18 protein-coding genes are annotated in these 26,643 nt (G+C 69.1%); 7 read left to right on the plus strand and 11 right to left on the minus strand.

The window, feature by feature from the left end:
* Window positions 1-211: 211 nt before the first annotated feature.
* From DMB66_RS32535 to DMB66_RS32555, 5 genes are all read right to left on the minus strand, one after another.
* The gene (locus tag DMB66_RS32535) at window positions 212-1,114 is read right to left on the minus strand and encodes an SAM-dependent methyltransferase (RefSeq protein ID WP_125807951.1); all 903 of its coding nucleotides are present in this window, start codon (window positions 1,112-1,114) and stop codon (window positions 212-214) included.
* Window positions 1,115-1,727: 613 nt separating this feature from the next.
* Window positions 1,728-2,360: a vitamin K epoxide reductase family protein gene (locus DMB66_RS32540; RefSeq protein ID WP_199752748.1), complete on the minus strand. Its 633-nt coding sequence runs from the start codon at window positions 2,358-2,360 to the stop codon at window positions 1,728-1,730.
* A gap of 27 nt (window positions 2,361-2,387) precedes the next feature.
* Window positions 2,388-3,035: a thioredoxin domain-containing protein gene (locus DMB66_RS32545; protein WP_125807963.1), complete on the minus strand. Its 648-nt coding sequence runs from the start codon at window positions 3,033-3,035 to the stop codon at window positions 2,388-2,390.
* 393 nt (window positions 3,036-3,428) lie between these two features.
* Window positions 3,429-3,836 carry a hypothetical protein gene (locus DMB66_RS32550; protein WP_125807953.1) on the minus strand — a complete coding sequence of 136 codons (408 nt, stop codon included), beginning with the start codon at window positions 3,834-3,836 and terminating at the stop codon, window positions 3,429-3,431.
* A 443-nt stretch (window positions 3,837-4,279) separates the two neighbouring features.
* Window positions 4,280-4,864 (minus strand): hypothetical protein, encoded by a 585-nt coding sequence (locus DMB66_RS32555; protein ID WP_125807954.1) that lies wholly within the window; start codon window positions 4,862-4,864, stop codon window positions 4,280-4,282.
* Window positions 4,865-5,137: 273 nt separating this feature from the next.
* On the opposite strand from DMB66_RS32555, the gene DMB66_RS32560 reads away from it, so the two are divergent.
* On the plus strand, window positions 5,138-5,983 hold the full coding sequence (locus DMB66_RS32560) for an acyltransferase family protein (RefSeq protein ID WP_255441069.1): 846 nt from the start codon (window positions 5,138-5,140) through the stop codon (window positions 5,981-5,983).
* A gap of 117 nt (window positions 5,984-6,100) precedes the next feature.
* On the plus strand, window positions 6,101-6,241 hold the full coding sequence (locus DMB66_RS61560) for a hypothetical protein (RefSeq protein ID WP_158647451.1): 141 nt from the start codon (window positions 6,101-6,103) through the stop codon (window positions 6,239-6,241).
* 77 nt (window positions 6,242-6,318) lie between these two features.
* On the opposite strand, the gene DMB66_RS32565 is transcribed toward DMB66_RS61560, so the two are convergent.
* The 4 genes from DMB66_RS32565 to DMB66_RS32580 form a co-directional block, all read right to left on the minus strand.
* Window positions 6,319-7,299, minus strand: coding sequence for a DUF808 domain-containing protein (locus DMB66_RS32565; protein ID WP_370319632.1), 981 nt, complete (start codon window positions 7,297-7,299; stop codon window positions 6,319-6,321).
* A gap of 312 nt (window positions 7,300-7,611) precedes the next feature.
* Window positions 7,612-8,013, minus strand: coding sequence for a PH domain-containing protein (locus tag DMB66_RS32570; protein ID WP_233625009.1), 402 nt, complete (start codon window positions 8,011-8,013; stop codon window positions 7,612-7,614).
* Between the two features lie 487 nt (window positions 8,014-8,500).
* Window positions 8,501-8,842, minus strand: a complete 342-nt coding sequence (locus tag DMB66_RS32575) for a hypothetical protein (RefSeq protein ID WP_125807958.1) — start codon at window positions 8,840-8,842, stop codon at window positions 8,501-8,503.
* Between the two features lie 311 nt (window positions 8,843-9,153).
* The gene (locus DMB66_RS32580; protein ID WP_125807964.1) at window positions 9,154-10,941 is read right to left on the minus strand and encodes a VanW family protein; all 1,788 of its coding nucleotides are present in this window, start codon (window positions 10,939-10,941) and stop codon (window positions 9,154-9,156) included.
* Window positions 10,942-11,141: 200 nt separating this feature from the next.
* Between DMB66_RS32580 and DMB66_RS32585 the strand changes: the two genes are divergently transcribed.
* From DMB66_RS32585 to DMB66_RS32595, 3 genes are all read left to right on the plus strand, one after another.
* Window positions 11,142-11,687: a TVP38/TMEM64 family protein gene (locus DMB66_RS32585; protein ID WP_125807959.1), complete on the plus strand. Its 546-nt coding sequence runs from the start codon at window positions 11,142-11,144 to the stop codon at window positions 11,685-11,687.
* 196 nt (window positions 11,688-11,883) lie between these two features.
* The gene (locus tag DMB66_RS32590) at window positions 11,884-15,084 is read left to right on the plus strand and encodes a N,N-dimethylformamidase beta subunit family domain-containing protein (protein ID WP_199752749.1); all 3,201 of its coding nucleotides are present in this window, start codon (window positions 11,884-11,886) and stop codon (window positions 15,082-15,084) included.
* 253 nt (window positions 15,085-15,337) lie between these two features.
* A complete protein-coding gene (locus DMB66_RS32595; RefSeq protein ID WP_125807960.1) occupies window positions 15,338-19,810 on the plus strand; it encodes a DUF4082 domain-containing protein in 4,473 nt (1,490 codons plus the stop codon).
* A 578-nt stretch (window positions 19,811-20,388) separates the two neighbouring features.
* Here the strand turns inward: DMB66_RS32595 and DMB66_RS32600 are convergent.
* Together DMB66_RS32600 and DMB66_RS32605 are read right to left on the minus strand one after the other, a co-directional pair.
* Window positions 20,389-20,592, minus strand: coding sequence for a hypothetical protein (locus DMB66_RS32600; RefSeq protein WP_125807961.1), 204 nt, complete (start codon window positions 20,590-20,592; stop codon window positions 20,389-20,391).
* Window positions 20,593-20,682: 90 nt separating this feature from the next.
* The gene (locus DMB66_RS32605) at window positions 20,683-22,329 is read right to left on the minus strand and encodes a copper resistance CopC/CopD family protein (RefSeq protein ID WP_233625010.1); all 1,647 of its coding nucleotides are present in this window, start codon (window positions 22,327-22,329) and stop codon (window positions 20,683-20,685) included.
* A gap of 763 nt (window positions 22,330-23,092) precedes the next feature.
* Here DMB66_RS32605 and DMB66_RS32610 point away from each other — a divergent pair.
* Both DMB66_RS32610 and DMB66_RS32615 read left to right on the plus strand, forming a co-directional pair.
* Window positions 23,093-25,540 (plus strand): transglutaminaseTgpA domain-containing protein, encoded by a 2,448-nt coding sequence (locus tag DMB66_RS32610; RefSeq protein ID WP_125807962.1) that lies wholly within the window; start codon window positions 23,093-23,095, stop codon window positions 25,538-25,540.
* A gap of 562 nt (window positions 25,541-26,102) precedes the next feature.
* The coding region (locus DMB66_RS32615; RefSeq protein ID WP_233625011.1) for an LCP family protein at window positions 26,103-26,643 on the plus strand (541 nt) is incomplete at its 3' end.

The following is a 26,643-nucleotide window of genomic DNA, read 5'->3' on the forward strand; positions in this document are numbered from 1 at the left end:
GCCTGTCCTGCACCGACGCCGCGGAGGTCTGCGGCTGCCCGCCACGATCCGGTCCCGGTCGCCTATGCCCGCGACGACCTGGTCGCCGATGTGAGCGAATCGCCGAGCACGACGGCAGGGCCGTTGACCCGAGCTGACCTTCCTCCGAGACCGATGGCCGGCAACGGCGAATAGACGTCGGGACTGATCGCCCCGTGTGTTGATCGCGCATTCAGGATGATGCTTTGGCACGTGTGAACACGTAGACGGCGTGCTCGACCTCGGGTGGAAGCACGAGCCGGCTGAGTTCTTCGTCGACGACGAGGTCGAACCCGGTCTGGCTTCGGTAGGCCGTCCAGTTGCCGGTACTCGCGTGGTGTCGTGACCCGATGACGATGTAGCGTTGGACACTGGGTGCGGTGAACACGTGGTGTTCGAACGGGTTTCCCGCAGGCGGCCAGGAGCACACGACGACCTGCGGTTGATGGATACGTAGGGCGGTACGGGCGTCCTGCTGCAGCACGGTGTCTGGGAAGTCGATGCTGTCGCTCCAGCTGTAGTCGTCGGTGGCGGTGATCCGCACGCCCCTGTCGGCCAGGAAACGTGACAGTGTGCCATCGCCGGCCGCGATCTCTAGGCACGACCTGTCACCGATGAGGCCTGCCAGCCGGGTGATCAAGGGCTTGGAGTAGAAACACCAAATCCCCTTCGGCTGCACCAACGGCATCAGCAGGCGCCGTTGCCATAGCAGCGGCCAGGTCAGCCGGAAACGCCAGAGCGACACCGGCTTGCGTTCGAGATCCCGACGAAAAAGTAGACGTTGGGCGACGAAACCATTCAGAAGGTTGAACCGGACTCGGCCTTCGGAAACACCGGTGGAGGCGCTGAGGATTGCCTGTTTGAGCAGATGAATGGTCATCTGCCTGCGGATCTCCGCCGCAAGCCGCTCGCGAAGGGGCCGCGCCCGGCCCGGCAGGGGTGCCTCCGGCTGCGAAACGCGGGTGATGTAGGCCTTGACCTCGTCGGCGTCGTTTCGCTCGATGATGGCGCCGGTCTCGCGTTGCACCAGTCGCCACTGGTCCGGGTAGGCCTCGACGAGTTCCTCTAGCGATGGGCTGCTCTGCAGCCATGCCACTGCGTCCGCCGAGCGGTGGCGACTCACGCGGGACACGGCGCACCGTCCCGGATGGCGTCGGTGGCGTCTACCGCGAGCCGCTCGGCCGGATACCGACCGACGCTGACGAGCGGGCTGGTACGGCCTTCAGCCTTCAGTCGGTGAAGTCGACCGGCGCTTCCTGAGCTGTCCGGCAAGTGGCCAGCGGAGGTCATACAAAGACGATATGGCAAACAAATAGCCGGACGGACCTGCGGTGCGATGTTGGTAGCTTCTGACGGCCTATGTGGCACGTGTGGCACAGACCATCAACGGCGATCGGCTGCCGTAGCTACCGCGACCACGGCCAGGCACGCCCATGGTCATCATGTCTTCGACGGCGATCTGGCTCCCATCGCGGCCGGCTGCAGAGCCCCGTTTGCCGCGATAGCGGTTCCTGCCTGCCCTGCAGCCTTGCCGCAGGGCAGGCAGTGTTTCCTCCCGGCGTGGCCCGGCACGGGTAGTTCGTCGCCCGCCTTTCGAGCTGTGCGTCCTCGGGTGTAGAGCCAAGTGAGGTTGGTGACCGTTCTCCGGGCCGAGGTGCCGGTTCTGCACGCCCGCGTTGGTGACCGGCGTCGAGCCGTTACCATCGCGCTCAGCCGAACAGGGTGCGCCAGTAGTCCCAGAAGTTCTGGCCGATAAGGCCGATGATCACGCATCCCCACAGCACCGGCACTACCGAGTGATACTCGACGAGCAGTGCTGCGGGTTTGTGAAGGGCTGCTGGTACCGGTAGCAGGTCGTGGCGCAGGTTGTGCACGGTCACGTACCAGAAGATGGTGACGGTGACGACCCAGACGACCATGCAGTACGGGCACAGAGCGCCGATGCTGTACAGGCTCTGCGCGATCAGCCAGTGGATGAAGGCGACACCCAGCGCCGCGCCGGTGTTGAGGCCGAGCCACACCCAGCGAGGCAGTGGCACCTTGGCCAGGGCGAGCACCCCGATGGTGACCACGACCGGGAAGGTCAGCACGCCGATGAAGGGGTTGGGGAACCCGAACACCTCGGCCTGTTTGGTGACCATGACAGAGCCGCAGGACAGGATCGGGTTGATGCTGCAACTGGGGCTGTACGTCGGGTTCTTGAGAAGGAGGACCTTCTCCACCGCGAGTGTGAACGCGGCGGCGCCGCCGATCAGGCCGGCGATCAGCAGCAGCAGGCCGGTCCCGGTCGATCGCCGGGCCTGCGGCACGGGTTCCGCGTCCGCGGCGGACTGGTCGGACATTTGTGCGGGCATGCTCGTGGGCATCTGTCAGCCCGCCAGCGCCGTGTCGACCGCCGCCTTCAAGCCCTCGTAGGTGGGCTGCCCTTCGAGCTTCTTGCCGTTGAGAAAGAACGTGGGGGTGCCCTGGACGCCGAGTGCTACGCCGTCCTGCTGGTCACTATCCACCCGCTTCTGGGTCTCCGATGACGCGACGTCGGCCTTGAACGTGGCCATGTCCAATCCCAGCTCGGAGGCGAAGCCCTCGAAGACGGAGGCCTTGGATGCCTGCTGTTCAGCCCACTGCTTCTGCGTCTCGTACATCTTGACGTACATCTGCTCCAGCTTGCCTTGGTTGGCGGCTGCCTGTACGGCCAGGGCCGCGTTGTTGGCGTTGGAGTGCGACTGGATCGGGAAGTACCGGATCACGTAGGTGATGCGCCCGTCGTACTCCTTGCGGAGCTTCTCCACGCCGGGGAAGGCGGCACCGCAGGCCTCGCACTCGAAGTCGAGGAACTCGACCAGGGTGACCTTGCCGTCGGCTGCGGTGTTCAGCCGGTGGCTGTCGGGCCGGACCACCATCGCCGCCTTGTCGGCCGCACTGCCGGATCCGCGGTTGGACGCGTAGATGACCGCCGTGGCCAGGATGCCGAGGGTGACCACGATTACTCCGAGAGTCAGCATGAGGTTGCCGCTGATCCGCGGGCGTCGGCTCATCGCCGCAACGGCTTTGGACCCCGGCCGGCCGGCAGAGCCGGCAGGGCGTTTGGCCGTCTTGACGGGGCGGTCGGAGCGTCCGGACACGATCTTCCTCCAGAGGTGCGTCGAGTGCTTCGTTTCTACCGGTGCTACCTGAGATGTTCCTGATTGCTCTCTGGTGGAGCTCAACCCAAGCAATGCCCTGTCTGTCCGGACGGGTGGCCGGGCGACCATTTCGGCAATCCGTGGGATCGACGCGGTGAACGGGTAGCAGGCAACGGCCCACGAACGGGCCAGCGTCGCGCGGCGTTCATTCGCCGGCCGTATACAGCAGCCCGCCCTGCGAGGGTCGCTGGTGCAGGTCCTGCCGCGCCGTGACGACCGCCGTGCCCGTCAAGTGAGACGTCCGCGAGGTGGCGGTGGCGTGGTCGTCTCGACGTAGAGCGCGTCTACCTCTTCGTCGAGCTGTGCCGCCGCCCGTTGGACCCGTTGCGCGGCTTGCTGGCACGCCGGTTCCCGAGCCGCGACGACCAGGGTGTCATGCAGGGTGATGACGGCTGCGGCGATGCGTCGTACCCGGTTGGCGCAGCCCTCTACCCGCTGGGGGTCGGCCGGGCTGTGGGTCCATACAGCCAGCAGGCGGTCGGTGCTGGCGGCGGCGATGCGGATGCGCTCGGCCAGCAGCGGCACGCGCACTGTCACCGGCGTGTCCACAGGCAGGGCGGTGGCGATGTCCGCGGCGGTGCCGAATTCACGCTGGAGTTCAGTGAGAAGCTCATTGACGTCGGGCGACTGCACCATTACCTCGCATGCATCTGGATGGATCGGTTCGGGGAGGTGTGCCCGCTCCGTGGCTGCTCACCACCGGGCGGCCGTCGTGGTCGGACCACGTGATGCCCTCCGGTGATCGCGCTGATGACACGTCGATGCCGTATGGTCCCAATGAGCACGGGCAGACATGGACGGCAGCGTGCGGGTCGCATGGTCCGCTCGGGCACGAGCAAATCGTGTATCACTCGCGATACCAAATGCAACGCTTGCAACGAACGCTCGACTTGGTGATATGGCGGTCGTCGCCGATCCGTTCACCAATCGGCGACGTCCCGTCCGTGATCGCGTGAGAAGGCCTGGCAAACGGAATTCGGGCGCGACGAATTGTCGGGTGCGGAATGCGTGGTGATGAGGGCGAGACCAGCGTGTGCGAGTGGGCGGCCAGCGGGCGAAATGGTACGGCGACCGAGGTGTCAAGCGGTGACGGCCGCCGGTGGAGCACGGCCCGTGACGCATGAATCAAAAAGGGGGCGACGCGGTCCCCAAACCGACACGCTCGTGTGTTGTAGCGGTGTGGGGATCGTCGCCGTGGTGGACCGGGTCGGAGACCACAGCCGGTGTAACAGGTCGTAGTAGTGGTGCCAGGTGAGCGCACCGACGGTGCCGAAGAGGGCGTGCAGCAGAACCCCGGCCAGCAGGATCGCGGGGGGCATGCGGACCCCGTCGAGCAGGGTATGCTCGCCCAGCTGCGCGGCCACGAAGGCCAACGTCGACATCGCGACGAAGCGGCGGACAGTCCGACCGCGACGGGGTGGCCCAGGGTCGGAAGAACTTGGCATTGAGGCGCTTACCGGCATGACCAGCAGCGATATCGCCGCGATGCCGCCGGCGAGCACGGTGGCCGCCGTGGTGTAGTCATGCAGGCCCCGGACGGCAAGGCTGAGCGTCCCGCCGTGGCTGTGCGTCAGCAGCAAGAGGGTCAGCAGGTGCGCGATCAGCCAACCGAACACTCCGACGGCCAGCGATGAGCACGCCGACAGGGACTGGGCGGCACGCACCGCGCCAGCTCGCCGATCGCCTTCTGTGCCCATCAGCCCCTCGCCGTCTACTGGCCGTCTCATGGTACTCGTCCCGCGAGACACGGCGACGCCTCAATCTCCTCAATAGAAGACGAGGTGAAGGTGAGGGCGAGTACTTGGGGTTGCTCGACCTCGACTATCTTCACTCATGCGAATGACAAGGCTCGACGTGCCTGGCCTCGATGTTCCTAGAATGCCGCCTTGAAATACGACGACGAACAATTTACGGCAGGGCCAGCGCCGACTGGTGCGGTGTCCGGCTCGACCCCGGCGGGATCGACCGATCCGCCGCGACGTGAACGCTATTTCGACGTCCTACGTGGTGTCGCGTTTGTTCGAGTGGTGGTGTTCCACATGTTCCCGGTCGCCTGGCTGTCCATGATGTTCCCGGCGATGGGAGTGATGTTCGCCCTGGGCGGCTCGCCCATGGCCGGTTCCGTGGACCGGTCGGCCGAGGAGGCGGTCTTCGGACGGCTGCGCCGGTTGTTGCCTGCCTTGTGGGTGCTGGGGGCGATCCTCATGCCGGTGGCGCTGCTGGTCGGTTGGCCGCAGCGTCCCGGGTGGGTGCGGCTGATGCTGTGGGTCCTCCCGGTCGCCCCGCCACCGGGCCCGGAGTGGGCGGAGCCCACTGTCGGACTGTTGTGGTATCTGACGTACCCGTGGTTGGTGGTGCTGTCCCCGGCCGCGGTGTGGTTGTACCGACGAGCTCGGGTGGTGACCGTCGCGCTGCCGTTGGCCGCGCTCGCCGTCCTGAAGGTTCTGCCCTGGTCCTTCAGCGACAGGTTCGGTTCGGTTGTCACCGACCTGCTGACCTTCGCCGCCTGCTGGATTCTGGGTTTCGCGTACCGCCACGGTGACCTGCAACGGATACCAGCCCCGCTGATCGTGGCCGTCTCCGCGGTGTGCACCACAATGGGTGTCGTCTGGACCGTCACCCACCCGGGCGAGGACAGTGTCGATCTGCCCACCCTGCCGCTGGCCTACGGCGTCTACTCCATCGGGTTCGTGCTGCTCCTGCTACGTTCCGGCCACCGTTGGCTGGCTCGAGCACCGTCGGTTCCTCACCGAGGCAGTGAACCTGCTCAACGCGCGCCGTGACGATCTACCTGTGGCACAAGATCGCCATCGTCCTGCCCTTCCCGGTCGGCGACTCCGTACAGGTGTGGCGCGTCGGCGACACGCTCATGATGGGGCGGCTACTTCGGCGTCGCGCTGGTGCTGCTCGCCGTGCTGGTCGCCGCGCTGGGCTGGGTCGAGGACATCGCCGCCCGCCGCCGGGTACGACTGCTGCCGCTGTCGCCCGCACCAAGCCGGCCGCGCCGGACCGCTCCGGCATGGTCGGGGCCCACCTTCTGAGTCGGGCGCGGCCCAGCTCCGTGCGTCGACGACGATTGTGTACTCCGCGCGTGTCCTGCCCGGAGGAGCGTCCTCAGTCAGCCCGAGGCCGTGTCTGCCCTTGCCGCTTTCTTCGACTTACGGTGCAGTGTCAATGTGATGACCATCACGACCAGCGCGCCCACGATGAGGCCGAGGATGGCGCTGGCCACCGTGTTGACGAGCCAGCCGACGAGCCCGCCGAGAGGACCCGTAGCGTCGTGGGCGGCTTGCTCCACGTGGTGCACAGCGTCGTACAGGAAACGTAGACCGAGCTCGTCTGAGCCGACCAGCAGAATGTGCCCACCGACCCACAGCATCGCGGCGGTGCCGACCACCGTGAGCACGGTGAGCACTCGCGGCATCCCCTTCACGAGGCCGCGGCCGAGGGCGGCGACGGCGCCGGAGTGCTGGGACAGGCGCAGGCCGGCGTCGTCCATCTTCACGATGAGGCCGACCACGCCGTACACGAGGACGGTCATGATGACGGCGACAAGCGCCAGGATCGCCAGACGCGACCAGAACGGCTCGTCGATCACCTCGTTCAGGGTGATGACCATGATCTCGGCCGAGAGGATCAAATCCGTGCGCACCGCCCCGGAGATCAGGGTCTTCTCGTCCGGCGCCTGCTTATCGCCTGCGCCGGGAGCGTCGTGGTGGGCGATCCTGGCCCAGACCTTTTCGGTGCCCTCATAGCACAGGTAGGCGCCACCGAGCATGAGGATCGGGGTGAGCAGCCAGGGCACGAACTGGCTGAGCAACAGGATGGCCGGAAGGATGATGAGGAACTTGTTGCGCAGCGACCCGACGGCGATCCGCTTGACGATCGGGATCTCGCGCTCGGCGGCCAAACCGCGCACATACTGCGGCGTGACGGCGGTGTCGTCGATGACGACGCCCGCAGCCTTGGCACCGGCCTTCGCGGCGGCTACCCCCACGTCGTCGATGGACGCGGCGGCGGCTCGAGCCAGAACCGCGACGTCATCCAGCAGGGCTACCAGTCCACCGGCCACTCGACGGTCCTTCCAGGAAGTGAGCACAGCCCGTACCCGTTCATTGTCGCCCAGAACCCTGCCCGAGGCACATCACCGCCCGATCCCATGCCCGGCGAGAAACGCGGTCGTGGTCGCGGCTTGGGGCCCGCGCCGGCGAGCCGGCGCGGGCCTTGGCTAATCCGTTCCCGGGCGAACCCCGCAACCCCCGACGCGGACTTGAGCGCATCGAGACCTACGCTGAAGTCGGCTCACGGTCCTCCCGCCGGCGTCGGCGGGTTCTACCTGCAGGGTGGCGTGGTCGATGCCGAACTTCTCGCGCCAGTCGGCGTAAGACCGGCCATCGTGAGCACCGCCGGGTCATGAGGGATCCGCAGGCTGGGTCGCGGCGGCGTGCAGGCTACGCAGCCCGCGGATGGCCTCGACCGCCCGGTTACCGTCGCTGATCTGCACCGCGAGCACGGTGACGACCTCATCGGTATGCAGCAGCAACGACGCCCATGGCGTCCCGTGCTGGTAGCGCACGGAACGCACCGCCGACCACGGCAGGTCGAAGTCGCTGACGAGGTTGCGGACCCTGATCCCATGGGCATCGGCGTCCGCGCGGATCCGCAGCGGCGTCAGCGCCACGGCGCCGAGGAGTAAACCCACTCCGACCAGCGCCCATCCGTCGCTGGCGAGGAGCTGACCGCCGGACGCCGTAGTGCCGGACAGGGTCAGCCCGGACGCGACCAAGAACACGGTGACGATCGTGGCGATCACTACCGTGACCTGACGCAGACGCCGCGGTCGAACTCGCAGCACCAAAACTGAACCTTCTCGACGACCCCTACGAACTATCACCTATGAAGCTTAGGAGAGCTGGGGGCGGCCTGGCGCGGCGCCCTCACGTCGACGATCCAGCGTGCCGGCCGCCGCCGTCCTGGGCAAGCTTGTCGCCGTGTTGTCGCCGGCGTCTCCCGCACGCGGCCGTGGTCGCGGCAAACCCGCAACAAGCTTCGTGATCGGCTTCTCGCCGGAGACGATCACTGTCACCTTCAGCGAGCCGATCCCCATTGTTGCCGGCAAGACCCAGGTCCCGGCCCCGGACGGCAGACGGGCTGCTTGCCGGCGAACCGAGCGCGACGGGCGCCACCCTGCGCATCCCTACGGACCTCGGCATTGCCAGTACGGCTACCAGGCGCTACGCAGGTGCCTGCCGAGGCTGAGCCACTATTCCCCTCGGTGGCCTTCGGGTCGCCGTCCTCGCTCAGTCCGTCCGGAGAGAGATCACGACTTCCTGAGACAGGCTCTCGGGGCATGTCGCTGGTTCACGCGGCGGTCGGCAAGCCAGCTCGCTGTAGAGGTAGTCGATCTGGTCGGGCTGCAGCTTGTCGCTGCGGAACATCTTGCGGCGCGGAGAGTGGACCGGTGCGGATACCCGCGGTCGGTGGCCGGCGACTCTCAGCTCGACCAGCGTGACCGGAATGCCGTGCTTGAGTAGCAGGTGGGCGCAGAACGGCCGGAAGAGCCGGCGGAACAGAACCGGATCGCTGACGTGGATCAGCGACGCGAACAGCGGCAGGTTCTTGGGGCGGTCACGCCGGAACATGACGTAGCACCATCGGTCGCCCGTGGCGAGGACAACGTGCCGGGCCGCCCGTGTGCGCCGGTGGTCACGGTAGTGCTCCAACTCGGTGCCGGTGAGGACGCGTTCGAGGTCACGGTGATCGGAGCTGGCCTTCCCGCTGGCCGGTACGGACGGCCGAGGCAGATTGGGTACGGCCACGAGTGTCGCCGCGATGGTGTGGCTGGTCCCTGGCGCGGGTGCTGTCGTTGTACAAACGCCGTGGCTTTCCCGCAAGGGCTACGGCGCCGCTCGGGGGCACCGGGGTCCCGGCCGATGTGATCCAGGTATGGCTGCTACGGGCTGTCCGTGCACACGTATTGCGGTTCTGCACCGTAGGTCCAGGTGAACTTCTCGCGCTTGACGACCTTGCCGCCGGAGTGGAACAGCCGGTAGGCGTCTTGGGTGAAGCCGTTGATGCCGTCGGTGGCTATGCAGCTCGGTCCGGCTTTCAGCTCGATCCGGCGCGGCGTGGTGGTGTTGCGCCGTGGACCCCACTCGGTAGTGACTTTCTCGTACACCTTGGTGCTCCACACCGACACGGTGATCGTGCTGCTGGTGTAGGAGGTATCCAGGTACACCCCGTGCGGGGTGTTGTTCTTGAACTTGAAGTCCAGGTCCGGGTAGAAGATCGTGGACTCGATGACCGGCGGATAGCGGCTGAACCAGTATGAGTGCGGCTTGTGCTCGACGTCTTGTAGCCCGGCGTAGTAGGTGGCGTTGAAAAGGGTGGTGGTGAACTGCGACGCCCCGCCGCCGACGCCGGGGGTCAGTTTGCCGTTGAGGATCACCGGTGCGTCCTTGTAGCCCTGGGCGTAGCTGCGTTCGCCGGTGTGCTTGTTGAGGGAGAACACCTTGCCCGGCATGACGAGCGCTCCGTCGACCTCCTTGGCGATTTGCACGATGTTCTGGCTGCGCGGGGAGCTCAAGCCGCCGGGGAATTTAGTGGTGAATGTCGACACTCGCTCGCGGACGCCGAGCCCTTCGAGCTTCGCGGTGGTGGCCTTCGGGCCGACAGTGCGGGCGGCTGCTGCGACGGTGCGGTCCGTGGCCTTGGCCAACACGCTCAGTAGTTGCGGAGCGAGGGCTGCCAGGTCCAGGGCGCTGCCGTCGGCACCATCGGTGATGCGCGGCCGTCCACCGGTGAAGGTGAACCTCGCGTCGCGCGGTGCCGTCTCCAGCCGCGACAGCTGTCCGGTCAGACCCTTTCGCAGGGCCTCGTCGTCGATGCGCGGGGTGATCTTGCCGGTGGAGTCGGCGGCCAGTGTCAGGCTTTGTGCGATGACGGTCGGGCTGATGGTCAGGTTGCCGCGTTCGGAGGTGACGGTGACCGGTGCGGAGACGGCCGGCCGGGCCAGGGCACTCATCAGCTGGTCGACTTCCTCGCGGGTCGTCGCGGGCGCCACTTCCACCAGAGGGATGGCGACTGGCGCTTGGCTCAGCCAGCCCTCGCGCAGGCTGTCGGCCGATCGTCGGGCGTCGAGGCCCCGGCCCGCCTGCGGGTAGACCGGCCGTGGTGTGGTGCCGTCGAAGACGATCGCCGGCATACGCATCTGTTCGCCGGCCGAGCCCAGGGACTTACGCAGCGCGGCGTCCAGGCGTTGCGGGTCGACGATACTGACCGGTTGTACCTCGCGGCTGCCGAACAACTGGGGGCGGCCACGCGCGGCCGCGGCTACGGAGGCGTCCACGTCGATGTGTAGGCCGACGTCGGCCGGCCGGACCGTGCCGACGCTGCCCGCCACCTGCACGGTGACCGGATCCGTCAGTTGTGTCGCACGTCCGGCGAGGTGGGTACGCAGCGCCGCCGCCGCCTCACCGCGGGACTTGCCGCCCAGCTCGAGGCCGAGCACGGTAGTGCCTCGCGGAACGTCGCCGCGTAGAACCAGCACCGTCGCACCGCCGGTCGCCACGATCAGCGCCGTCACCACAGTGCAGACGATCAGCAGCCGGCGCCGCCGTCTGCCGGTCCCCGCGGTCGCGTCCACCGCCGTCGGTGAAGGGTCGGCTTCGGCCCGCGGCAGGGACGAGGGTGGCTCGGCCTGCCGCGTTTCGCCCGCCGGTGACTGCGTGGCCAATACCATCGTCACGGCGTCGTCGACGTTCGGTTTCTGGTCGCCGGCGGAACTCACCCGTGGCCCTCCCAGGCATCGCGTTGCGGTCCGGTCGCGTTGTCGAGCGCCGTGTCATCGAAGACATTCACTCCGGTCGTCGGAGTGGCACGGATCCTACGGCCCGGACACGCACAAGGAAAGCGGCACAGTTCAAGGCATGCTGCCTACGCATGTACGTGCTGACCGGCACGGCGCTGGCAGCGCTGATCGCCTTCGTCGCCGGCCGGGTGCTCGGCCGCGACTTCGTGGCCACTCGGTCACGCCTGTCTGCACTGGACGCCTGTCTGACCACGCACGGCGCCTTCGGTGTCGCGCTGCTGCGCATCCTGCCGATCGCCCAGTTCTGCCTGGTCAGCGACGGATTCCGCACCACTGGGATCAAGGTCGGCAGCTACCTGTTGAGCACTGTGGTGGGAGCAGCTTCCGGCACGATCGTGCACGCCGTCCTGGGAGCATCGGCCATGAGTCCCGGCAGCGCCGGATTTGTCACCTCGCTTGCGGCCGCTGCCCTGCCCGGTTGCGGCGGCACCGCAGTGTCGGCGTTCCTGTGGCGTCGCCGGGCGTGCCCGATGTCATGCCCGCAGGCAGCATCGGATCAAATTACAGTAACGGCCGTCGGTCCCTTTTGCGCATTGTGTCGGTCGCCGTCCCCCGATCCACCATCCAATCTGGTGGCAGGTCCGCCAAGTGGCCGAATGGACGGGGCGGCCCACTGATCGGTGATGCGGAGAGCCCGGGTCGGGCGGCGCCGCGTCCCCCGACGGGATCGAATAGCCTTCGCTCGCCACGCCGGCCGGCGCCGGTGTCGGTTCGCGGACAGTTCCGTCCCATAGCCTGCCCGCATGATCGTGATCCGACCTCGATTCAACCGACGTGTCGTCACGCGGGTGCGGGCGGCGGGGAGGGATTCCAGTGCGTAATCTCAAGGCATTCCGGTCGCGGTCGCTGCTGGCGCTGACCCTCGTCGCCGCTGTCCTGACGGTGCCGTCCGCCGGACCGGCCGCCGCGGCCGACGCGTGCGCGCCGCTGCTGAACCCGGTCGCCTGTGAGAACACCAAACCCGGGACTCCGCGCAGCACGTGGGATGTCTCCGGTGCCGGGAGCGCGGCGCTGCAGGGCTTCGCCACGCAGATGAGCGTCAACGTCGGCGAGACGGTCAACTTCAAGATCAAATCCACCGCGACCTCGTACCGCCTCGACGTCTACCGGATGGGCTGGTACGGCGGCAACGGCGCGCGTTTGGTGGCCACCGTCAACCCGGTCGGCCGGCAGACCCAGCCCGCCTGCCTGTCGAATTCCGGCACCGGCCTGGTCGACTGCGGCAACTGGGCGGTCTCGGCGTCGTGGGCCGTGCCCGCCGCCGCGGTCTCCGGCATCTACTTCGCCCGGCTCGTCCGGACCGACGGCACCGCCGGGGCCAGCCACGTCGTGTTCGTGGTGCGCGACGACGCCAGCCATTCGGACCTGCTCTTCCAGACCTCCGACACGACCTGGCAGGCGTACAACTCCTACGGCGGCAACAGCCTCTACACCGGTTCGCCGGCCGGGCGCGCATACAAGGTGAGCTACAACCGCCCGCTCACCACCCGCGGCACGGGCGCCGAGGACGCGGTCTTCAACGCCGAGTATCCGATGGTCCGTTTCCTCGAGGCCAACGGCTACGACGTCAGCTACTCCTCCGGGGTCGACACCGACGCCCGGGGCGCGCTGCTGCGCAACCACAAGTCGTTCCTGTCGGTCGGTCACGACGAGTACTGGTCCGGCGGCCAGCGGGCCAACGTGGAGGCCGCCCGTGACGCCGGGGTCAGCCTCGCCTTCTTCAGCGGCAACGAGGTGTTCTGGAAGACCCGCTGGGAGAACGCGATCGACGGCTCGGGCACGGCGTACCGCACCCTGGTCTGCTACAAGGAGACCCTGGCCAACGCCAAGACCGACCCGACGAGCGCCTGGACGGGCACCTGGCGGGACCCGCGGTTCAGCCCGCCGGCCGACGGCGGGCGCCCGGAGAACGGGCTGACCGGCACCATTTTCAAGGTCAACTCGGGCACGGTGAACCTGCAGGTGCCGGCCGCCGACGGCAAGATGCGGTTCTGGCGCGGCACCACGGTGGCCACCCAGGCCGCCGGCGCCACGGCGACCCTGGGCGCCGGCATCGTCGGCTACGAGTGGGACGAGGACGCCGACAACGGCGCCCGGCCCCGCGGCCTGATCGGCCTGTCCACCACGACCGCGACCGGCGTCGATGTGCTGCAGGACTACGGCTCGACGTACGCCTCCGGCAGCGCCACCCACCGCCTGACGCTGTACCGCGCGGCGAGCGGCGCCCTGGTGTTCGGCGCCGGCACCGTGCAGTGGTCGTGGGGCCTCGACAGCGACCACGACCGGGGTTCGGGCGCGGCCAGCGCGCCGATGCGGCAGGCTACCGTCAACCTGTTCGCCGACATGGGTGCGCAGCCGGCCACCCTGCAGTCCGGGCTGACCGCCGCCACCGCCTCCACCGACACCGTCGGCCCGGCCGCCACCGTCACCGCCCCGGCGGCCGGTGCGTCCGTGTCGGCCGGTGCGCCGGTGACCATCGCCGGCACCGCCGCGGACAGCGGCGGCGGCGTGGTGGGCGGGGTCGAGGTGAGCACCGACAACGGGGCCACCTGGCACCCGGCCACCGGGCGCGCCGCCTGGACCTACGTCTGGACCCCGGGCGGTTCCGGCGCCACCACCGTGCGCGTCCGGGCCACCGACGACAGCGCCAATGTCGGCGCGGACGCGACAGTGGCGGTCACCGTCGGCGCCCGCAGTTGCCCGTGCACCATCTGGGACGCGGGCGCCACCCCGGCGATCCCGGCCGATCCCGACGGCACCGGCACCGAGGTCGGCACGAAGTTCCGGGCCGACGTCGCGGGCCAGGTCACCGCGATCCGGTTCTACAAGGGCAGCGCCAACACCGGCACGCACGTCGGGCACCTGTGGACGGCCGCCGGCACCCAACTGGCCGCGGTCACCTTCTCCGGCGAGTCGGCCACCGGCTGGCAGCAGGCGAATCTGTCCAGCCCCGTGGCGCTGACCGCCGGGACCACGTACGTGGTGTCGTACTACGCCCCGAACGGCCGGTATGCGGCCGACCCGGGCTATTTCGCCACCCAGGGCGTCGACAGCGAGCCGCTGCACGCCCTGCGCGACGGGATCGACGGCGTGAACGGCGTCTACCGGTTCGGCACCGGTTACCCGACGCTGGCCTGGGAATCGGCCAACTACTGGGTGGACGTGGTCTTCGCGCCGGGCGGCGGCACCCCGGACAGCACCGCGCCGACGGTGACCGCGCGGACCCCGGCGGCCGGCGCCACCGGGGTGGCGGCCGCGACCACGGCCACCGCCACGTTCAGCGAAGCGGTGCAGAGCAGCACGGTCGCCCTGGTGCTCAAGAACGCCGGCGGCGCGACGGTGCCGGCCAGCGTCGCGTACGACGCCGCCACCAGGAAGGCCACGCTCACTCCCACCGCCGTGCTGGCGGCGAGCACGACGTACACCGTCACGGCTAGCGGCGCGGCGGACCTCGCCGGCAACGTCATGGCCGCCGCGTCCTGGTCGTTCACGACCGCGGCCGGCAGCACGCCGCCGACCGGTTGTCCCTGCTCGGTCTGGGCCACCTCGGTGGTACCGGGCACCCCGGCCGAGTCGGACACCGCGGCCGTGGAGGTGGGTATGAAGTTCCGTGCCGACGCCGCCGGTCAGGTCACCGCGGTGCGGTTCTACAAGGGCAGCGGCAACACCGGCACGCACGTCGGGCACCTGTGGAGCTCGACCGGCACGCTGCTCGGCACGGTCACCTTCAGCGGCGAGACAGCCACCGGCTGGCAGACCGCCACCTTCGCCACCCCGGTACCGGTGGCCGCCGACACCACATACGTCGTGTCGTACTACGCACCCGTCGGCCGTTATGCCGGCGACAGCGGCTACTTCGCCGCCGGCGTCGACAACGGGCCACTGCACGCCCTGCGAGACGGCGTCGACGGGCCCAACGGCGTCTACCGGTACGGGACCGGCGGCGGTTTCCCGAGCAACACCTGGGAGTCGACCAACTACTGGGTCGACGTCATGTTCACCCCCAGCAACTGAGGGAGGTTCGGGACGCTCTGGTAGGTTTCATGTTTCTGAGGCGGCGCAGGCTTGCTGCTCAGGTGCCCTGTCGGCGGAGAGCGCCGAACCAGTGGAGGAATCATCCACCTCCAAGCGATCTACCAGCCCAACCGTCGCAGCCCGCGCCGTCTTTGCCCTGGCCCCGGCGGGGATATATACCGGCAAGGCACGCGAATAATGCTTTCACGAAACGGCTCCAATCGTTTGTAAACGCCCTCTGAGGAGTGCATCCGTGTACGGATCGACCAACCGGTCGCGTCGGGTCCTGCTGCCCGTCATGCTGTGCCTGGCCCTGGTGGCCACCCTGCTCGCACCGGCCTCGCCGGCGTCGGCGGCCACCTGCCCGTGCTCGATCTGGCCCGCGACGGCGGTTCCGGGCACCCCGGCGGCCTCCGACACCGCGGCGGTCGAGGTCGGGGTCAAGTTCCGGGCGGACTCCGACGGCTTCGTGACCGGGGTGCGCTTCTACAAAGGCAGCGGCAACTCCGGCACGCACATCGGGCACCTGTGGAGCGCTGACGGGACCAACCTCGGCACCGTGACGTTCACCGGGGAGTCCGCCACCGGCTGGCAGACGGCCACGTTCGCCAGTCCCATCCCGATCAGCGCCGACACCACGTACGTCGCCTCGTACTACGCACCCAACGGCAGGTACGGCTACGACGAGGGTGCCTTCGCCGACGCCGGGGTCGACAACGAACCCCTGCACGCGCTGCGCGACGGCGCCGACGGGGCCAACGGCGTCTACCGGTACGGCACGGGCGGCGGCTTCCCCACCAACTCGTGGCAGGCGTCCAACTACTGGGTCGACGTGGTGTACACCACCTCCGCGGCCGACACCACGGCGCCGACTGTCACCGGCACCAGCCCGGCCGCGGGCGCGACCGGCGTGCTCGCCACGACGGCGGTCAGCGCCACGCTCAGCGAGGCGGTGCAGGCCGGCACCGCGGCCGTCGCCGTGACGGCGAGCGCCGGCGCGGTGGCCGGAGCGACCGCGTACGACGCTGCCACCCGCACGGTGACCTTCAGTCCGGCGAGCGCGCTGGCCGCGTCGACGGCGTACACCGCCACTGTCAGCGGCGCGCGAGATACCGCCGGCAACACGATGAACCCGTTCCCCTGGTCGTTCACCACCGCGGCGGCCGGCGGATCCGGCTGCCCGTGCACGATCTGGCCGGCCACCGCCGCGCCGGCCACCGCCTCGGTCAACGACGACTCCGCGGTCGAGGTCGGGGTGCGCTTCCGCACCAGCACGGCGGGATACATCAGCGGCCTGCGGTTCTATAAGGGGGCGAGCAACACCGGTACGCACACCGGGTCGCTCTGGACGAACACCGGCACCCGGCTGGCGACCGTGACGTTCACCGGCGAGAGCGGCTCCGGCTGGCAGGCCGCGACGCTGCCCAGCCCGGTCGCCGTGGCGGCGAACACCACCTACGTGGCGTCGTACCACACCGACGCCGGCTTCTACTCACTCACCGGCAACGGCCTCGCCTCGGCCGTCTCCCGCGGCCCGCTGACCGCCCTGGCCAACGGCGCGAACGGCGCCAACGGCGTCTACCGGTACGGTGCCAGCGCGTTCCCCACCAACTCGTACCAGGCGAGCAACTACTGGGTCGACGTCGTCTTCGACACCACCGCCACGGACGCCACCGCGCCGACGATCGCCGCCCGGGCCCCGGGGCCCGGGGCGGTCGGCGTGCCGGCCACGGGCGCCGTCAGCGTGACCTTCAGCGAGCCGGTCACCGCGTCCAGCGTCGTGATGACCCTGACCGGCCCGTCCGGCGTGGTCGCCGGCACCACCGGGTACGACGCCGGCAGCAGCACCGTCACGTTCACTCCTGCTGCTGCGCTGGCCACCTCCACCGGCTACACGGTCGCGGTCAGCGGTGCCCGGGACGCCGCCGGTAACGTGATGGCGCCGGCGACGTGGTCGTTCACCACCGCCGCGCCGCCACCGCCGCCGCCGCCGGACCAGGGCCCGGGCGGGCCGGTGCTGGTGGTCAAGTCGGCCGTGACCGGGGCGAGCGGGTTCACCTCGTTCCTCGCGGAGGTGCTGCGGACCGAGGGCATCAACGAGTTCGCCACCGCGGATCTGCCGTCGGTGACCGCGTCGGTGCTCGGCCAGTACGACGTCGTGCTGCTCGGGCCGACCCCGCTCACCGCGGCAGAGGTCGGCATGCTGACCACCTGGGTCAACGGTGGCGGCAACCTCGTCGCGTTCCGGCCCGACAAGCAACTCGCGGGCCTGCTCGGACTGACCTCCACCGCCGGCACGCTGGCCGAGGGTTACCTGAAGGTCGACGTGTCGGCTTCGCCCGGCGCCGGTATCACCGACCAGACGATCCAGTACCACGGCACGGCGGACCGGTACACCCTGGCCGGCGCCCGCGCGGTCGCCACGCTGTATTCCAGCGCCTCGGTGGCCACCGCCAACCCGGCGGTGTCGCTGGCTGAGGTCGGCGCCTCCGGCGGGCAGGCCGCGGCGTTCAGCTTCGACCTGGCCCAGTCGCTGGTGTACACCCGCCAGGGCAACCCGGCCTGGGAGAAGCAGGAGCGCGACGGCAGTTCGCCGATCCGCTCCGGCGACCTGTACTTCGGCGGTTCCAGCAGCGACTGGGTCGACCTCGACAAGGTGGCCATCCCGCAGGCTGACGAGCAGCAGCGCCTGCTGGCCAACCTGATCGGCGCGATGAACCTGGACCGCAAGCCGCTGCCCCGGTTCTGGTACTTCCCGCGCAGCCTCAAGGCGGTCATCGTGGCCACCGGCGACGACCACGCGACCGGCGGAACGGCGGGCCGGTTCGACCAGTACACCGCCAACAGCTCGGCCGGCTGCGTGGTTGACGACTGGCAGTGCCCCCGTTTCACCTCGTACGTGTTCTCGAACACGCCGCTGAGCGACACTCAGGCGTCGGCCTACCAGTCCCGTGGTTTCGAGGTCGGCCTGCACGTCAGCACCAACTGCGGCGACTTCACCAGCGGCTCGCTGGCCACCATCTACACGGACCAGCTCGCCGCCTTCCGGGCGAAGTACGGAAACGTGGCGGCGCCCGGCACGAACCGCACGCACTGCCTGGTCTGGTCGGACTGGTCGACCCAGGCGTCCACCGAGGCGGCCAACGGGATCCGGCTCGACACCAACTACTACTACTGGCCCGGCACCTGGATCGACGACCGGCCGGGCTTCATGACCGGCTCCGGCATGCCGATGCGGTTCTCCGGCGAGACGGGCGGGCTCATCGACGCCTATCAGGCGGCCACCCAGATGACCGACGAGTCCGGCCAGAGCTATCCGTTCACGCCGGACGCGTTGCTGGACGCGGCGTTGGGCCCGGAGGGCCGGTACGGCGCCTTCACGGTCAACATGCATACCGACGAGGCCACCACGTACGACAGTGACCAGGTGCTGGCCTCGGCGCAGAGCCGCGGTGTGCCGGTGGTGAGCGCCCGGCAGATGCTTACCTGGCTGGACGGGCGTAACGCCTCGTCGTACACCGGTATCTCGTGGTCGGCGGACACCCTGTCGTTCACCGTCAACGTGGGCAGCGGTGCCAACGGGCTGACCGGCATGGTGCCGACGCTCGGCCCCGCCGGCCGCACGCTGTCGACGCTGACCCGCGCCGGCACCGCGGTGCCGTTCACCCGGACCACCATCAAGGGCGTCGAGTACGCGATGTTCACGGCCGCGCCGGGGGAGTACGCGGCAGAGTACAGCGTGTCCGCGGCCGCGCCGACGGTCGAGGCCGCCACCCTGGTGGCCGACAGCAGCACGGCGAGCGTCACCGTGACGGGCAGCCTCGCCGGCCGCACCGAGATCGAGTTCGGCACCCAGGCCGACGAACTGACCGGTCGGGTGGTCGACGGCACGCGGGCCGGCAAGCGCACCGTCCGGCTCGGCGGGCTCGCCTCCGGCACCGCCTACTGGTACCGGGTCCGGGTGACCGCACCTGGCGGCCGGACCACGGTCTCGAAGGTGCAGCAGTTCGTCACCCCGGCCACCGACCGTCGAGCGGCCGGCGTGTCGGCGGTCTCCGTGCTGCCGCGGCCGGACGGCACCGTGTCGGTCGGCTGGCGCACCGACGAGTCGGCCGCCGCGACGCTGCTGATCGGCGCGACCCCGGAGGCCCTCGACGAGTGGCAGGGCGACCGAGGCGGCCGGCGGCACAGCGTCGTGGTGACCCGGCTGGCGCCGCAGAAGACCTACCACTACCGGGTCCGCAGCGTCGACGCGGCAGGCAACACGACGGTGTGGCCGGCCCTGGGCCGGCCGCCGGCGACCTTCGTCTCCGCGGCGTCCGGGGTAGCAGATTTCACCGGCCCGCAGCTGCGCACCGGCACGGCGCAACGCACCACGGTCACCGACGGCGGGGTACGGCTGTCCTCCGGCGCCCGCACCGGCAGCCAACTCTCGCGGGTGCTCGACGCCGGGCAGATGGTCACCTGGGACCGGCTGACCTACCAGGCCGAGGTGCCCGCCGGTGCCGCTCTGCGGCTGTTCGTCCGTACGGGCAGCACCGCGGCTCCGGACGCCACCTGGACCGACTGGACCAGGGTGGGCCAGGGCGGCCGGGTGTCGGCGGGCTCGCGCTACGCGCAGTACCGGGTGGAGCTGACCCGGTCTCGCGGTGGGAGCAGCCCGGTCCTGAGCGGGGTCGGCATCACCTCCGACGCGGCGCCGATGGAGACCCCGGGCGAGGGCTGAGCCCAAGCTTCGCCAAGCGATCGGAGCCGCCGGCCCGCCATACGAGGTGGGCCGGCGGCTCCGGCCGGATCAGCGGCTCGCTATCGCCGAATTTCAAGTCCGTGGCCCGCCCTAGTTGATCTTTTTCGGGAAGATTCGATTCGGTACGGGGCGGCGGGATTCGGGGCCGGGGGTACCTTCGCTCCGCTGCCTGCTCGGTGTGGTCGGGACCCCGTTCCGGGTTTGGGGGCAGCGGTGGGGTTGCGCGCAACGACCTGGGTCCGCAACTGCGTTGACGGCAGCAGCCATACGCCATGCAGCCTTACGGTAACGGCCTGGGGGTGTTCTCGCGCGGCTTGCAGGTCGTGAAGGGGTGGCTCGAGGTAGTGCCGTGCGGGGGATCGAAGGAACACGATGTTGGCGTTGCCCCAGGTCCGCGACGACATCGAAGTCCGTCGGTCGGGTCTGCGCTTGACTGACGTGTACTCCATCGCATGGGACAACAACGCTTCCGCCGCCCCGCGTCGCTGATCACTGGGGGATGCCAGTGGAGCACGACCGCAGAGGGCGCGCTCCACTTCATGAGTCGGCAGTGACGGTCAGGTGGAGACGAGGCGACGCACGACGTAGTTCTTGCTGTAGACCTTCTGCTCCTGGACGGTTCGCCGGCGCGGCGAGGGAGGCCCACATGTAGCCGTGGATGCGACGTGGGTGCCGGAGGAGCCGGAGCGGAAGATGAGCAGGTCGCCTGTCTTCTTGTTGCTCTTGTTGACGGCCTTGCCGGACTTCTGCTGCTTGAGCAACTGACCTTGGACGCACAGAATCGAAAGAGGTGCATCTGAACGTCGACGGCCGTTACTCGGAAAGCCTTTGGTGCCCGGTTGACGTGTAGGTCACTTCTGTGGAGTGGCCGGGACGGTCACTGTGGTCTTCACCGTGGCCTGGTCGAGCTCGGTGGTCCGGATGGTGAAGGTGATCTCGTAGGTGCCGGGTAGGGGGAAGGTCAGCGATCCCAGTGCGTCGTTGCGGGCCGGCAGCGGCGCTATCGGTTCGGTGACGGGTTCCAGGTCCTGCCCGACGTGCCGGGTGGTCACCGTCCATTCCTTCGCGGGCAGCGGTTTGCCCTCCGGCGTGTACGTCTGCCCATGCACCGTGTTCCACTCGCCCAGTTCGACCGGGTAGATGTTGAACTGCAGGGTGTAAAGCTTCGAGGTCAGGGTTTGCGAAACGCCGTCCTCGACCGGTGGGGTCTTCCTCGTCTCGGCGCTGCGTCCCGGCGTGACCTGCACCAGCACCGCGCTCATCGCCAGGATGGCCGTAGTGGCGGCGATCTCAACGCCGACCGTACGCCGTAGCTGCGCCGGCCCTTGCGACGACACCTGGTGGCGCTGCACCAGCTTGCGGGCGAACGCGGCCGTGGCCAGCACCGTGGCCAGCACCGCCACCTTCGCCAAGAGTAGTTGGCCGTATCCGGTCTGCCACAGTGCGGGCACGGAGCCGACCTGGACCACCGACTGCACGACGCCCGCGCTGACCAGCCAGACCACGGCCAGCGTGGCCCACCGTGACCAGACCGGCAAAATCACGCGCAGCACCCGGGAGTTCGCACGCCGTAGCAAGAACGCGGACAGTGTGACCAGCCCGCCGAGCCAGACGGCCATCGCGGCCATGTGCACCACGTCGGCCGCCACCAGCGCCCCCGCCAGTGGTGAGACCACCGCGTGCCCGGTCAGCGGCCAGGTGGTCAGGCCGGCAGCGCCCAGGCCGAGCAGCGGGATCGTTCGGACCCAGCCGGAGGTGCCGCGCAGCACCGGCGTGATCAGCCCGGCGATCAAGGCCAGAACGGCGAGCCTGGCGGTCAGCGTGATCCCGAACCGGCTGGCCAGCACGTCGCTGAGCTCAGGGAGGGAAACATCCCAGAGGGGTGCGCCGCTGCCGTATGGTGCCTGACTCCAGAGCGTGCCCATCGTGGCGACAACGGTGAGCGCCAGTCCGGCCCGGACGAGGCGGATCGGCCCGCGTCGGCTCATCCGCCGGGGCCACAACAGGGCGAGGAACAGCGTCGGGCCCACGATCAGCGTCAGTCCCGCGTACCCGAGGAACTTGAACGTGGACACCGCAGCCGTGACCGTGGGGTGCACCTTGCTCGGATCGGCCTCCGCCGGCCGCGCGGACGGCGCACCGACCGAGAAGATCAGCGCGTTGCCGATCGGATGGCTGTCCCCAGAGACCATCCGGTAGCTGACCAGATAGGTACCGAGCGCCTGGTCGGCGCGCCGCACCCTGATGGTCAGCACGTTGCCGCGGACAGCAACCGACTCGGTGATCCGTTTGCCGTCCGGCGCGACCACCTGGATCCGGCCTGGCACCGCGGACACCGTCTCGTTGAAGGTCAACGTGATCTGCTCGGGCGACTGGCCCAGCACGCTGCCCGCCTCGGGCGTCGAGCTGACCAGCCCGGCGTGCGCGCTGGCCGGAACGGCCGGCAGCACCGTCACCCCGAGCCCGACGGCCGTCAGCACGAGGGCACGCAGAAACACTGTGATCCTTCTTCTCACGTCAGGTAGTTCGGACAGCGCCTGCGAATGGTTCAACGGCTTACCGATTGTGTGCCCCGGCCCGCGCACGTCATCGCGACGGTGGACGTGCCCGACCGCTGGGCCCGCGAGGCACCTCGCCGGCGCCGCGTCCAGCCGAATCCTGCCCCCGGCCGACGGCACATACGCGAAGTGACAGGCACCCGGTGGCTGCCCGGCTTGCTGCAGGGCGCTCGACGTCGGCGAGAAATATGGTGTGAGGCGGGCCGCGCACCCCCTGGCCAGTAATGGACGCGCCTGCCGGTCTCGTACCCACTGGGTGAGTGACCGTGATGCGGTTAGCCTGGGGGTCGGGCGGCGAGCGCCGGATGCCCATTGGGAGGAGACTCGTGACAACGCCAGCCTGGGGCGAGGTCGGCGGTCCGCCGCCGAATGACGACTTCCGTGCCGCGATCGGGAATGTGCCGGGTGTCAGTAAGACCTTGCACGGCAAGGCTCTGGAGTGCTCGGCAGGTCGACGGCACCACGTTCGCGCCGTAGGCGCAGTTCGAGGTCGTCGTGCAAGTCCCGATCGCGTTGGAGAGCGGGTATCTGTCTCCCGCGGCGCAGCCCGGCCGGATTGTGACCCGGATCGCGATGAGCATGCCGTGTCCATGCACGGACAGGTTCATGCTGAACGGTCAGGGAGCGCCCCGTCGCAGGGCTTGGCCTACCGCGCGGCGATGGCCGAGACCGTGGCGGGTATGTGATGACGAAGGTTGCTCCCATGATCGGTCGGCGACGACTGGGACTGGTGGCCGCGGCGGCGGCACTGCTCGCTGCGGCGCCCCTGGATCTGATCTTCGACACCTACACGTGGCTGGTCCAGTCCTTGATCGTGGTCGCTCTGGTGGCCGGCACGGCGGTGCTGACCCGGACCGTTCGGTTCCCGACGTGGGCGCAGAGCCTGGGCATGATCGTGGCGCTGATGCTTGTGCTGACCTGGATGTACCCCAGCGGCAAGGAATTGCTGTCGCTTGTTCCGGGGCCGTCCACCTTCACGCACTTCGGTGAGCTTTTCGCCCAGGCGGGCGACGACGCCCGCTCGTACGGCGTACCGGTGCCGGACCGCGAGGGCCTGCTCTTTGCCGCTGTGCTCGGCATCGGCGCGGTAGCCATCGCGGTGGACCTGCTCACCGTGGTCGCACGCCGCCCCGCGCTGGCGGGCCTGCCGATGCTGGCGATCTACTCGGTCCCCGTCGCGGTGTCCGTGGACAGCGTCCCGGTTCTGCCGTTCGTCGTGGGTGCGACCGGCTTTCTGTGGCTGTTGGTCGCCGACAACGTCGACCGGGTGCGCCGCTTCGGGCGCCGGTTCACCGGCGACGGCCGCGGCGTCGACGTCTGGGAGCCGTCCCCGCTGGCCGCCGCCGGCCGGCGCCTCGCCGTGATCGGCGTCGCCGCCGCCGTGCTGCTTCCCCTGATCATCCCGGGGTTGAACACGGGCGGGCTGAATCAGCTGACCCAGGCCGGCAGCGGCGGCAACGGCAGCGGCGGCGGCACCGGGCGAATCAACCTGTTCGCCGCGCTCAGCGGCCAACTCAACCAGACGACGACGACCGCCTACGTCAAGGTCAAGACGAACGAGCCGGACCCGTTCTATCTTCGGTTCGGCGTCGCGGACGTGCTCACCGACCAAGGCTTCAGCAGCCGGGCGCCGTCCGGCCGGCCGTTGTCGCGTGGGCTCGACAACCCGAGCCAAAGCGACGGCGTCGACTACCGGCAGTACCGCGCCGAGGTGGAGATCACCGAGGACTTCGGCCAGAAACTGGCACCGATCTATTCCAACATCGTCGGCGTGAACGGCCTCGACGCCGCCTGGTCGTACGACCCGGACACGCAGGTCGTCTTCTCGAACCGGACAACCACCAAGGGTAAGAAGTACTCGTTCGACTACCTTCGGGCGAAGTACACGCCGGCCCAGCTGCGCACAGCGCAGCCGCTGGCACGTACCGAGCCGTTGCGTGCCCAGTTCACGACGGTCCCGGACGATCCCAAAATCAAAACCCTGGTGCGCGGCCTGGTCGAGAACGAGCGTACCGACTACGACAGGGTGTCGGCGATCTACCGATACTTCTCGCGCGACAACGGCTTCACCTACAGCCTGCGCACCGCGGATCCGCAGGTCGGGGCATCGGCGATCGCGGCATTCCTGGAGGGCAAGGCGGGCTACTGCCAGCAGTACGCGGCGGCGATGGCGTGGATGGTGCGCGAGGCCGGGATCCCGGCCCGGGTGGCGTTCGGCTTCACCCGAGGCAGCACCCGCGACGGAGACGCCTACGTGCTGACGAACCGCAACGCCCATGCCTGGACCGAGGTGTACCTGGACGGCTTCGGGTGGGTGCCGTTCGACGCGACCCCGGCGGCGGCTGTGGCGGGATCGAGCCGCTCCGACTGGGCGCCGGACACCGACCGAGCCGAGGCTCCGGACGCGACCGCATCGCCGGGGACGGCGCCGGACGCGGCGGCGTCGACCGGCCCCAGCACCGCGAGCCGCCCCGACCGCGACCTCGACAACGGTGCGCTCGGCTCCCAGGCGGCAGCAACACCGGGCACCACCTCGTCGACCGGCCTGTTCGTGGCAGGCATCGCGGCGCTGATCGCCCTGCTGGCCGTCCCGGCGCTGCGCCGGGCGCTGGTTCGCCGCCGCCGATACGCGGCAACGGTGCCCAAGGCAGCCGCGGTCGATTCGGCCGATGACGCGCGACCGCAGGGCCGGGACGTCGTGGTGATGACCGAGCAGGTCCAGGCCCGGGAGGATGCGCACGCGGCCTGGGACGAACTGGTCGACACGATGATCGACTACCGGGTGCCGGTGGACCCGACGGAAACACCGAGACACACCGCCCAGCGCCTGATCCGCGAGGCGAATCTGCAAGAGGCGCCGGCCGAGTCGGCGCACCTGCTGGGCCGCGCCGAGGAACGCGCCCGCTACGCCCGCCAGCCGTTACAAGGAGGGGAACTCACAATAGCGCTGGGCCGGGTACGCAAGGGCCTGGCCCAGACAGCGACCAAGCGTACGCGGCTGACAGCGGTGCTGCTGCCACCGTCAGTGCTGATGCGCTGGCGCATGGGCATAGGTGACGTCTCGGCTCGCTGGATGGACGCCTTCAGCCACGCCCGCGACCTGGCAGCCCGCTTCAGCCCGCGCCGCCTCCTGCCACGCCGCGCCCGCTGACAGCCGTTCACGACGCCCGTGCCGGCCTCTCCCAGGCGTGGCACCGCCATATTGCACGCTCGCCCCGCCACGACGGTGGGGAGGCCGACCGGAGGCATGCGCGAGAAGCCGCGCAGCCGCGAAAGCACGGGTCACCGGAAGCGACGGCGGTGATCCCGGCCACGTGCACGATCGGCGGCAGGCGGTGTTGATCGCCGTGCGAACGTGGACGGCCCGAAGGAGACGGTCGCTGAAACCATCCGCCGACGGCACACCGCGATGGGTCCTGCACTGTCAGCGAGCAAGATCCGACCTGCCTCCGCAAGAGTTCGACTCGGGAGCAGAACCGGGATGTGAGTGACATTCAGGACCTTGTCAGGTTCTTCCCGCAGGATGTTGTTCGCCGACTGGGATCAAGGCGTGCTGCGGTAAGCGTCTCGGCTAGGTGAGGAAACGAAGGCGTCGAGGTAAGGAGATGAACTTGTCAAGGGGTATGCGTCGACGCCGAAGCCCGCGGTGGGCTCGGTGGTGCGTCGCTCTGGGTTCTGCTCTGCTGGTCGGTAGTGGTGGCTCGCTGATCGCGGTGCAAGCCACGCTCGCCGCAGCCACCAGTTCGGTCACCCAGCAGGACCTGCTCGGCTCGGCGAAACTCCCAGGAAAGAAACGTGCCACGCTGACCGGCGCGAAGAACATCCTGCTCGTCGGCATCGACGCTCGCAAGAATCAAGCATCCGGTACGCCGATCCGCTCCGATTCGATTATTCTTCTGCACATCTCGGCCGACCTTCGGCAGGGATACCTGATCTCTCTGCCCCGCGACAGCTATGTGAGCATCCCGGCGTACGACAACGGCAAGATGTCGTGGGCCGGCGGCAAGAGCAAGATCAACGCCGCGTTCGCGTACGGCAGTCGCGGCCTGAACGGGCCCGAGGCGTTGTCACGCGGCTTCGAGCTGCTCACCGTGACCGTCAAGAAGGTCACGGGCATCACACCAGATGCCGGCGCGATCATCGATTTCCAGGGCTTCCGCAAGGTCGTCGAGGTCCTCGGCAGGGTATGCATGTACGTCGACGAGGACACCACATCCATCCATATCGGACGCGACCGCAGCGGCAAACCCGCCG

The organism is Actinoplanes sp. ATCC 53533 (assembly GCF_003947245.1).

Excerpts from the sequence above, each read along its gene's own strand:
- DMB66_RS32550 (WP_125807953.1), bottom strand. The coding sequence starts at position 3,836 with ATGGTGCAGTCGCCCGACGTCAATGAGCTTCTCACTGAACTCCAGCGT.
- DMB66_RS32540 (WP_199752748.1), bottom strand. The coding sequence starts at position 2,360 with ATGTCCGACCAGTCCGCCGCGGACGCGGAACCCGTGCCGCAGGCCCGG.
- DMB66_RS32580 (WP_125807964.1), bottom strand. The coding sequence starts at position 10,941 with ATGGTATTGGCCACGCAGTCACCGGCGGGCGAAACGCGGCAGGCCGAG.
- DMB66_RS32585 (WP_125807959.1), top strand. The coding sequence starts at position 11,142 with ATGTACGTGCTGACCGGCACGGCGCTGGCAGCGCTGATCGCCTTCGTC.
- DMB66_RS32575 (WP_125807958.1), bottom strand. The coding sequence starts at position 8,842 with ATGTTCCGGCGTGACCGCCCCAAGAACCTGCCGCTGTTCGCGTCGCTG.
- DMB66_RS32610 (WP_125807962.1), top strand. The coding sequence starts at position 23,093 with ATGATCGGTCGGCGACGACTGGGACTGGTGGCCGCGGCGGCGGCACTG.